Here is a 10,252-nt window from a genome sequence, read left to right on the forward strand (position 1 = left end):
GCTTAGAAATCAAAGGAGTAGGCATGAGTGTAAAACGCATAGGGCAATTTTTTAATCCTAATTCCGTTGCGGTGGTAGGCGCCTCCAGCAACCCCGCACGCGCGGGCAATGTCGTGATGCGAAATTTACTGCAAGGAGGGTTTAAAGGGCCTATTATGCCCGTAACACCAAAATATACGGCAGTACAAGGTGTATTAGCCTATCCAAACATCAAAAGCTTGCCATACACGCCTGACTTAGCCATTCTTTGCACCAATAAAGATACTATTTGCCAACTCATCGAAGAGCTAGGTGAGCTCGGGTGTAAGCATGCCATTATCGTTGCTGCCGGCTTAAATAACGAGCATAAATCAAAACTTCGACAGGTAGCTCGTCAAGCAGGCGTGGCGATACTCGGCTCAAATAGCCTTGGACTTATGCTTCCTCATATCGGCCTAAATGCTAGTTTTTCACATACTGTGGCAATGCCTGGCAAACTTGCTTTTGTCTCACAGTCTGCAGCGGTGTGCTCAACCATCCTAGATTGGGCTCAAAACAAACACATTGGCTTTTCACACTTCGTCTCTGTGGGCGATTGCGTTGATATTGACTTCGATGAGCTACTCGATTACCTCGCAAGAGATGCAAAAACATCAGCAATATTGCTCTATATTGACAACATAAAAGATGTAAGACGATTTATATCCGCGGCCAGAGCTGCTGCTTTTAATAAACCTGTTATTGCTATTAAGACCGGTCGAACCTTGGCGGGTGCCCAAGCGGCCTACAATCATACCGGTGGTAAAACGTCCGACGATGCGGTTTACGACGCCATGTTTCAACGTGCAGGGATGTTGCGAGTGAATGATTTGCGCGAACTTTTTGCAGCAACACAAACACTGGCACTTCACCCTAAACTGCTCAAAGTTGAGCACCTGACTATTTTAACTAATGGTGGCGGACCAGGTATAATGGCGGTTGACACGCTGCTGATGCGTTCAGGCAAACTTGCAACCCTTAGCGAGCAAACCATCTCAGCCCTCAATAAAATTGTGCCGCAATCTTCTCAAACTGATAACCCAGTTGATATCTTTGGCGATTCATCTCCTGAGCGCTACCAACAGGCGCTCGAAATATTACTCAAAGCAGATGAAGTAAAAAACTTACTGATTATTCATACACCTTCTGCACTCGCACCAAGCAGTGCATATGCAAAAATCATAGCCCAAACGCTTGAAAAAATTCCAAAAATGGCAAGGCCGTTTGTGATGACCAACTTTATGGGTGAAGATGCAGCGAGATCAGCGAGAGACATCTGTGTATTAAGCCATATTCCAACTTACCGTACCCCAGAAGGCGCGGTTAGTGCCTTTATGCATTTAATAACGTACAGAAGAAACCAAAAACACCTAACACAAACCCCAGAATCAATTATTCAAGACAACTTGATTAATAGCACTATGGCCAAGCAACATATTGCAGAATATTTAGAATCTGGGCACCGATACCTGTCAACCCATTTATCATCTCAGATCCTGTCATGTTATGGTATCGAATGTATTGAAACCGAAGTGGCACTTACGCCGAGCGATGCAAGAGAGCAAGCAGATCAACTCGGATACCCAGTCGCACTCAAGCTCATTAGCCCCGCTATTCCATCTAAATCTGAAATAGGTGGTGTTGTACTTAATTTGAACGACGGCAACGAAGTAGAGCAAACAGCCTTTGCTATGTTGCTACGGATCAAAAAAACATATCCAGATGCTGAGATCGAAGGTTTTTCATTACAAAGAATGGCATCTAGAGCTGGTACTCAAGAACTGCGTATCGCCATCAAGACAGAACCGGATGTAGGACCCGTCATTTTATTAGGCGAGGCTGGAACTGGCTTAAACTTCTCTCAAGCCGCTGTAGCTCTTCCACCACTGAATATGAACTTAGCAAAATATTTAATTGCAGCAGCTCATGATAAAGGGGTGTTAAAGGAGCGCACTTTACCTGACAAGGTCGATAAGTACCGCCTCTGTGCATTACTTACCAGAGTCTCTCAAATGATCGTTGAGCAACCAGACATAAGTAATTTGGAATTGAACCCAATACTGGCCAGCTCAGGGCAATTTTTAGTGTTAGACGCACAGATAACGCTTTCATCGTATCAGCCTATGGCAGGCAGAAAACGACTGGCAATCAAGCCCTACCCTAAAGAGCTGGAGCGGCAGATCACCTTAAAAAATGGCCACTCTGCAATGTTAAGGCCCATTAAGCCAGAAGATGAGCGTAGCCATCAAGAATTTGACCAGTCTTTAAGTAAAGAAGATAGATACCGTAGATTCTTTGGCCAGCTACCCCAATTTACGCATGAGCAGCTAGCCAAAATGACCCAAATTGACTATGACCGAGAAATGGCATTTATCGTCAGCGAGCGCTATAAAAGTGCTTATCGCACCTTAGGAGTCTCTAGAGTTTTAATGGATCCTGATAATATTAGTGCCGAGTTTTCGGTGATAGTCCGTTCCGATAGTCAAGGTTTGGGGCTTGGTAAACTTCTTATGAATGCTGCCATAGACTACTGTAAAAACAAAGGTGTGGGCACCATTGAAGGGATCACTCTACCGGAAAACTTGGGGATGATAAACCTTGCAAAACATCTAGGTTTCAAAGTTCGACGCGATTTTGAAGAAGGGGCCACAATCATGACCTTACCCCTAAATGACTACACCGAAACAAAGTAACTAATGTGAATGCCAGAGAATGAGTTTAACGCTAAGACAAAAAACGGCTGCGATATTAGAAGGTAGCGGAAAGTATAGAAAAATTGCCCATGGCTTAGATGTTTTCTTAATCGCACTGATTATTTTTAATGTAATTGCAATTGTACTTGAATCTGTACCAGCGCTTGCACAACAGTATTACCGAGTGTTCTTTTTCATTGAAGTGATTTCAGTAGGCATATTTTGCATTGAGTACTTGCTCAGACTTTGGTGCTGTGTAGATAAAGTAAACTATCACGATAAGAGTAAGACACACTTTGCTATTCGCCTAAGGTATATACGTTCACCGCTTGCGGTAATTGATCTTATCGCAATTTTGCCTACATTACTGATGGTATTCTTCACCTTTGACCTACGCTTTTTACGCGTGGTCAGGCTAATGCGAATTTTTAAACTGACACGATATTCACGTGCAATGCAGTTATTGCTTGCAGCCTTCAAAGAAGAAGCAAGTTCGCTGATGGCCGCATTTTTTATCATGTCTTTGGTGCTCATTGTCGCTTCTTGTGGCATTTATCTCATCGAACACGATGTACAACCAGAAAAATTTGGTTCTATTCCGGCCGCAATGTGGTGGGCAATGGCCACGCTCACGACGGTGGGGTATGGAGATGTCGTGCCAATAACACCTCTTGGTCGGTTCTTTGGCGGCGTGATCACTTTACTAAGCATGGGAATGGTCGCTATTCCAACTGGGTTATTGGCTTCTAGCTTTGCTGACCAGCTGCGTAAACGACGCGATGCTTTTAATGAGGCTATTTTACATGCGTTGGTAGACGGTGAGTTAGATGAGCACGAAACCGACCACCTAGAAGCACTGAGGATCCAGTTAGGACTCAGTGCCAGTGAAGCAAACCAAGCAATTAAGCTGATGACCTCACAGCGGGCGCAGAACATGTACTGTCGGCACTGCGGTAAAAAGCTCTAGTCACGAAACATTTCATGCCAAGCGTTGTCCATTTGGTGAGAAATTAAATCACCTGGTAACGGTGGGCTGAATAGATACCCTTGGAACCGTTCACAGCCTAACATCCTCAAAAACTTCAATTGCTCGGTACTTTCAACGCCTTCAGCTATACAAAACTTACCTAAGCTGTGGGCTAATGAAAGTGTTGAATGAATGATAGTTTCGTGATCTTTATCAACACCAATATCGGCAATAAAACTGCGATCTATTTTCAGCGCGTCGACAGGGAACTGTTTCAGATAAGTCAAAGACGAATACCCCGTGCCAAAATCGTCCATGTAGAGACGACATCCCAGTGCTCTTAAGGCATTCATACGGTCAACTGCATTCTCAGCATCCGCCATCATCACAGATTCCGTAATCTCAAAGACCAAACAGCGACCGGGCACATTCGATTTCTCAAGGGCTTGCCTTACCCTTGATATCAGATCGTCATATTCAAAATCCAAAGCAGATAGGTTGATAGATAAATACAGATCCGGCCACGATAAATGCCAAACTTTCAACTCTATTAATGCCCGCTCTAATGTCTGCAATAACAGCTTGGTGATCAAACCTGTTTTTTCTGCGGCATTAGCAAACTCTTGAGCGCTAAATGTTGGATCTTCTGGCCAGCGCAATAGAACTTCAAACCCCTCTATTGTCCCTTTGGTACCATTCAATATGGGCTGATAATAGTTGCAGAATAACTCATCGTTGTAGGCAGTATTTAGGCGACGCTCTATTTCCAATGTGCGCTTTGCCTGCTGGTTAATATCGTGATGATAGAATTGATATCCACTGGTTAAAGACTTTTTAGCATGGCTTAGGGCTATCTCTGCAGCTTGGTTCAATTCAAACGCATCACTGGCATCATCGGGGTATAGTGCAATGCCCACATAAACCTGCAAATGAACACGTTGGTCATGCACACTTATGCCATCTTGGAAGCGTTCCATTAAACAATGAATGTAACGTGTAACCGCATCTACGTCACTTAGGTGCTCCATCAGAATAAAGAAATCTCGCTCATGGCCAATTGCTAAGCTATCAACTTCTCTAAAGCAACACTGTAAAGTTTGCGCCACTCGCTGAATCACATTGGCAACAAACTCATTGCCGAACATGTCAGCCAATCGCTGAAGTCTACCAAACTTAATCGCTAAGATAGCCATTGACTGATCTGCTTCTCTGGCCTGTTCTAAAGCATGCTGCACGCGGTCCATGAACAGTACTTTATTTGGTAATTTGGTTAACGAGTCATAGTTAGCAAGTTGGTACAATTCTTTTTCAGTACGCTTTTGTTTGCTGATATCTGTCAAAACAATGATGTAGTTCTGGCCCATTGTCGCAGTGACTTTAACTAACACATGACGCACTTCACCACTAGGCAACCTTAAAGCCTCTTCCGCACTATGGTATTCGCCTTCATTTAATTCACTCATAGCACGCAAATAATACATGCGAACATGACGTTCTAGGCCTAAACTCACACTGGTGCTTGAAGTGGGGTTAGCTGGTACCGAGAAAGCTTCTTGCAGTGCTTTATTACAAGCTAAGATACGAAAACGCTTGTCAAATATCATGACCCAATCACGCGTTTGCTCAAAGGCTTCACCAAATAAAGAAGCCCGCTCTTCAAACACGCGCTCACGTGTTAAGTTCGTATAAGTTCCAGCAACTCTCATAGGTACAGCTTCTCGCCATGCCATCACTTTTCCATAGTCTTTATACCATCGCCATTGCCCTACTCTATTACGCAATCGATAAGTACAGTCAATATAGCCTTTCGCTGTTGACACAAATTCTAACCATTCAATACGAAAAAGGGCACGGTCTTGCGGGTGTATCAGCTCAAGGTAATCATCAAGATTGATATAATCCGTTTTATACCCTAACTCATTAACGAGCCTTGGTTGATAAACTAAATTTGACCCTGACTGCCAATCCCATACACCAGAGTTACTGCCTTCCAACGCCATTTTCAAGCGTGTTTCACTGTTTCTAGTTTCTTTGTGCGCTGCCATTAACAATTGCGCGACTCGGTTTTTGCGGTGTACCCACAACGCAAAAAGTGCGCTGGCTAAAATCAAATAACATGCTAACGCTATAGGAGAGCGCCAGAATGGGTATTTCACTCGAATATTAAGCTCTGCAGGCTGGGTATAATCCCCCGTTAATGGATCTTTGGCCCAGACTTTTAAACGGTGATTACCTGGGTTTAATTTTGGGAAAACAACCCGATTACTATTACGGCTCAAAATACGTTGTTCTCCTGACAACTGGTATTCATAAACAATACGCTCTTGCGCCGTAAATGCCATTGCAGAAAAAGAGACTTCCAAGCCTATGTCGTCGTGATCTAACTCTATGGAAGAAAAAGACTTCAATCCAGCAGGCTTTAAATCACGAGACATTAAGTCAACATTCGTTATGTTTACTCGTGTGAGTAGCGGTTTGCTGGGGCGGTTAATTTCGGGATCGAATATAGTGATCCCTTGCAACGAACCGTATGCAATTTTGCCATCTTGCAGCTTTACAGAAGAGCCACTGTTAAACTCATTGCTCATCAGACCGTCATTAATTGTGAAGCCTTGCAAATGAAAGTTATCTGGATCTAGTCGCCAAATCCCCTGATGAGAAGACATCCATATCATGCCTGCGGCATCTTGTTGCATCTCATATAATAAGAAATTTGTAACCGACAAAGAGTCTGTGGGAAGTGGCAATTCCTTATAGCCATCGGCGGTCAATCTAACCAATCCATGAGTTGCAAATGAAAGCCAAAGCACGTTGTTCTTATCAATCGTATAGCTCAGCAAGTCAACCGCTGACTGCTTGTGAGCTTTGGGAACTTGATAAATCTCTGTCAGCGTATCTGTGCTGTGATCATACCTGAACAGTCTACCCTCACTGTAGAACACAGGTTGAGTGGGGTGGCTAGATAATGGCGGAAAAAAACCATAGCTCAAGAATGGATCAAATTGATTGAACTGACTGCTTAGCGTCTCAAGACGGCCTCTTTCAATATCAAACAAGTAAAACCCTGAGTTTCCATCAACAAAGTATAGGAGACCTGGTTCAACTAATGCTGCGCCTTTTACAAACCCAGCTAACACTTCGGTTGCGCTTTTGTCTTGGGCACTAGGACGGTAGATTTGTTCTGTTTCCGGTTCGAAAACGAACAAACCTCGGTTGCTGATCAACCACAATTTATCTTTATACGGATACAGTGAAATAATCGAATACTCAGGTAAAAAACTCTCGCCCATATACCCTTGGAGTAATGGTTTTGCTTCTCGAGTTTTAGGGTCGTAACGCGTTAAGCCATCTCTCGTTGCGGCCCAAATATAGCCTTGAAATTCTACTAACCCCCAAATCGTGCCGTGAGACAATTCTCCAACTACAGATTCAGCTTGAACATTGTCAAAAATATGATTCTCTGGCGGCAAGTAAAAAGCACCATCGGTTCTTGTTGCAACCCAGATACCACCATTTTGATCCTCCTTCAAGTGGATCACACTGCTATCTGAAATTGAGAAGCGGCTGTGGGATAATCGCAAATCAGGTGTGACCACCATGGAGTCAGGGTCGAATCGCATCAGCCCTTTATCGGTGCCTAAAAGTAGATACTCTTCTTGCTTCAGCATATGCCAGATATTGAAATCTTCAAGCAACGTCTTATAGCTAGGGGTGGCATTGAAGTCTTTCTGCAGATCTCCAATATCTAGTACATACAAACCAAGCACCGCTCCGACTAACAGCGTACGTTCGTCTAACAGCAGTAAAGATTTAGTATTGTGTTCAAAGGGGTGCTCAGGTGCGCTAATGTGCTGTAGTGGCTTTAGCTGTTTGCTCGGAATATGATAAGCGAACAATTGCTCCGTTGTCGCAATATATAAAATATCGTCATATTGCAACAAGGCTCTCACCAAACTCCGTTCGGTCATTCCGGGTATTGGGATCGCTTCTTTAATTTCGCCGGTTTGTTTGTTGAGAATAGAAACATTTTGCGATCGACCCAGCCACAGTTCATCTGTGTTTTTCTCAAGCATTTGAAAAACACTATTGTGGATATAGTCCTGCTCTGAAGAGGGGGCTTTAATATATTGTCGGTAGGTATCTTGTTCAGGGTTATAACTAAAGAAGCCGGCCCTACCCGACGCTATCCATATAATGCCACTTGAATCTTGATAGATTCGATCAATTTGCATTTTATCCAAATCACGATTTGGCCCCATTACCTCCAAAACTTGATAGCCATCGTAACGATTCAAGCCACCTTCAGTAGATAACCATAAATACCCTTTTTTATCAAAAAGCAGTGTATTTACATAACTTTGAGACAAACCTTCTGCTGGCGAGATACGCGCAATTTGCGCGGAGCAAAACGCACTAAAGACACAAATAAATAAAATGACTAACCGTATCATCAGTGCATTTTCCCTGAGTAACACATGGGTGTGATATTTCGCCCTTGCTTTGTATAAATTTCAAACTTTTTTAACAACGCATTTGGTAATAACTGCGAATCAATATATTCAAAGTTTAACTTTACGTACAGCTGTGCAACATCGTGGTAAGCAAAGGTGTAAATTTTTTGCTCAGCATGCTCAACGACCTGTTGTAAGAGCATTTTCGCGATCCCCTGCCCACGAAAAGCCGAATCTACAAATACTGTCGACAAAAATGCGTGGTTATCTACACTCTGAACTCTGCATGCAGCGATAAGAACAGACTGCTTAATGACCCATACTTGATCTTGCTTTGTCGCCCGGCCACGAACTCTATGCGCTTGGAAGAACTTATTGACCAAAGGGGTTTGGATAGCAGGGAGACAATAACAACACAGCGTCATAATTAAACTAGCATTAGGCCAAGGTATTTTTCAAATTTTGCTTTTAACGTGTCACGCTCAGACAGAGGTCTACTATTTATCGTGTCATAAATAGCTTCTCGCGTATTTTTTCCACGCTTGATTTGATATGCCCAAAAGGACGCCTCATACTCCAATTGGACTTGATACTTCTCAGCTCGAGATAGATTACACAGATTGTAGGACATCAGACTGTACAATTATTGAAATTCTTGAAAACAGTGTATCATATATGCACTGGACAGAGGCAGTACAGAATGACAAAGTTCATGATGAAAGATGCGCTTGCATATCAGTGTGAATGTGTCGAATACCAGAAGAATGAGATCACATGTACGATAAGGAGAATATGTGCGGAATCTAACTTTACTATGCTTGCTGTTTCTTACCACCTTCGCCGATGCCAATACCAAAGCACTTTACTTCAATCGACCCGCTGATACTGCACAAGCTCGTTATGTTATTGAATTGCTTAGCCTCGCATACAAAGACATTGGGTACAAACTTGAGATCATCGACTTTGACAGAAACAGCGCTCTGATTGCCGCAAACGAAGGCGAGTTAGATGGACAGTTAGGGCGTATTGCAGGCGTCACCGACAGTTATGCCAATTTAATTTATGTCGATTACCCACTCTACTCGTTCAACCTTCAACTCATCAGTCACTGCCTAGTGTGTACCTTCAGTGAATTGGACTCACTGGTAGTGCAAAGTGGATACCTCGTAGCATATCAGTACATGATGGACCATCAATATCGAGGTGAATTAATTGAAGTCAAAAGCACCGCTGCACAGCTAAATCTTTTAATGCAGAAAAAAGTGCAAGGCGCGCTTATTGTGGACTTTCATCTGAGAGAACACCTTCCTTATATGGATATGGAAGCTGTAAAAATTGAAGATTTAGTCACGATAGAAAGCTTCCACTATTTACATAAAAAGCACAAAATACTCATTCCTCAACTGAAGCAAACACTTGAAAAGTTGGAGCAAAAAGGCGTTACGGCGGTTCTAAAAGCTAAGTATCGGATTTAAAGAGGTCTTCTTGATGTCCAGGCTGAGACTGGTCATGTGTTTGAGCATCTGCATTCTTTTTGGCTAGCACACGTTTTTTCCTGCGTTGGCACAGCTCAACGACCACCCGTTTTTGCTGCTCGGTCATGTTATTCCAACAAAAACGCTCTTCCCTACTGCGAAAACAGCCTTTGCAGTAGCCTCGATTATTTACTTCACAGATCCCTTTGCATGGACTCGGGATCGGAAAAATTTCGATTTGTTCCATACTTAAGGTCAACAAGAAATCCAACAATCATCAGTCTAAACCGCATACTGTCGATACTACACGACTCAGTATGCTATTCAAATTTTAGTTGAAAATAACTTAATTGAGTAACGCCATTGATAATAATGCATCATGAACGATACGTGATAGGGATAAATGAAAAATATTGACAGGAGAGTCACAACAAGAAGGAAAATGGTGCCGACTATCCGAGTCGAACGGATGACCTACTGATTACAAGTCAGTTGCTCTACCAACTGAGCTAAGTCGGCGCACCAAGAAGTGGTGCCCAGAGGCGGAATCGAACCACCGACACGAGGATTTTCAATCCTCTGCTCTACCGACTGAGCTATCTGGGCATACATTGATTTGTTACATCAAAAGAATAAGTGGTGCCGACT

Annotated in this window: 7 protein-coding genes and 2 tRNA genes; 3 read left to right on the forward strand and 6 right to left on the reverse strand. The window is 43.1% G+C overall.

The features are described 5' to 3' along the window. Nucleotides 1–23: 23 nt before the first annotated feature. Complete coding sequence (locus tag N475_RS05365; protein WP_063364802.1) at nt 24–2,711, forward strand: bifunctional acetate--CoA ligase family protein/GNAT family N-acetyltransferase; 2,688 nt, start codon at nt 24–26, stop codon at nt 2,709–2,711. Between the two features lie 19 nt (nt 2,712–2,730). Beyond that, complete coding sequence (locus N475_RS05370) at nt 2,731–3,678, forward strand: ion transporter (RefSeq protein ID WP_063364803.1); 948 nt, start codon at nt 2,731–2,733, stop codon at nt 3,676–3,678. Here N475_RS05370 and N475_RS05375 read toward each other — a convergent pair. The 3 genes from N475_RS05375 to N475_RS05385 are packed head-to-tail and all read right to left on the reverse strand — an operon-like array spanning nt 3,675 to nt 8,760. Beyond that, nucleotides 3,675–8,129, reverse strand: coding sequence for an EAL domain-containing protein (locus tag N475_RS05375; protein WP_193343299.1), 4,455 nt, complete (start codon nt 8,127–8,129; stop codon nt 3,675–3,677). The genes N475_RS05370 and N475_RS05375 overlap by 4 nt on opposite strands. Beyond that, a complete protein-coding gene (locus N475_RS05380; protein WP_063355315.1) occupies nt 8,129–8,554 on the reverse strand; it encodes a GNAT family N-acetyltransferase in 426 nt (141 codons plus the stop codon). The genes N475_RS05375 and N475_RS05380 overlap by 1 nt, the downstream gene beginning before the upstream one ends. A gap of 2 nt (nt 8,555–8,556) precedes the next feature. Beyond that, on the reverse strand, nt 8,557–8,760 hold the full coding sequence (locus tag N475_RS05385) for a DUF3283 family protein (protein ID WP_063355314.1): 204 nt from the start codon (nt 8,758–8,760) through the stop codon (nt 8,557–8,559). Between the two features lie 163 nt (nt 8,761–8,923). On the opposite strand from N475_RS05385, the gene N475_RS05390 reads away from it, so the two are divergent. Then, complete coding sequence (locus tag N475_RS05390) at nt 8,924–9,604, forward strand: type 2 periplasmic-binding domain-containing protein (RefSeq protein WP_081215812.1); 681 nt, start codon at nt 8,924–8,926, stop codon at nt 9,602–9,604. Here N475_RS05390 and N475_RS05395 read toward each other — a convergent pair. The 3 genes from N475_RS05395 to N475_RS05405 all read right to left on the reverse strand — a co-directional run bounded on the left by N475_RS05395 (nt 9,588) and on the right by N475_RS05405 (nt 10,210). Then, nucleotides 9,588–9,851 (reverse strand): DUF1289 domain-containing protein, encoded by a 264-nt coding sequence (locus tag N475_RS05395; RefSeq protein WP_063355313.1) that lies wholly within the window; start codon nt 9,849–9,851, stop codon nt 9,588–9,590. The genes N475_RS05390 and N475_RS05395 overlap by 17 nt on opposite strands. A 196-nt stretch (nt 9,852–10,047) precedes the next feature. Further along, nucleotides 10,048–10,123: transfer RNA gene (locus tag N475_RS05400), tRNA-Thr, on the reverse strand. An 11-nt stretch (nt 10,124–10,134) separates the two neighbouring features. Further along, nucleotides 10,135–10,210 (reverse strand) — tRNA-Phe (locus N475_RS05405). Nucleotides 10,211–10,252: the final 42 nt, after the last annotated feature.

It is taken from the genome of Pseudoalteromonas luteoviolacea DSM 6061, assembly GCF_001625655.1.
Taxonomy (GTDB): Bacteria; Pseudomonadota; Gammaproteobacteria; order Enterobacterales; family Alteromonadaceae; genus Pseudoalteromonas; species Pseudoalteromonas luteoviolacea.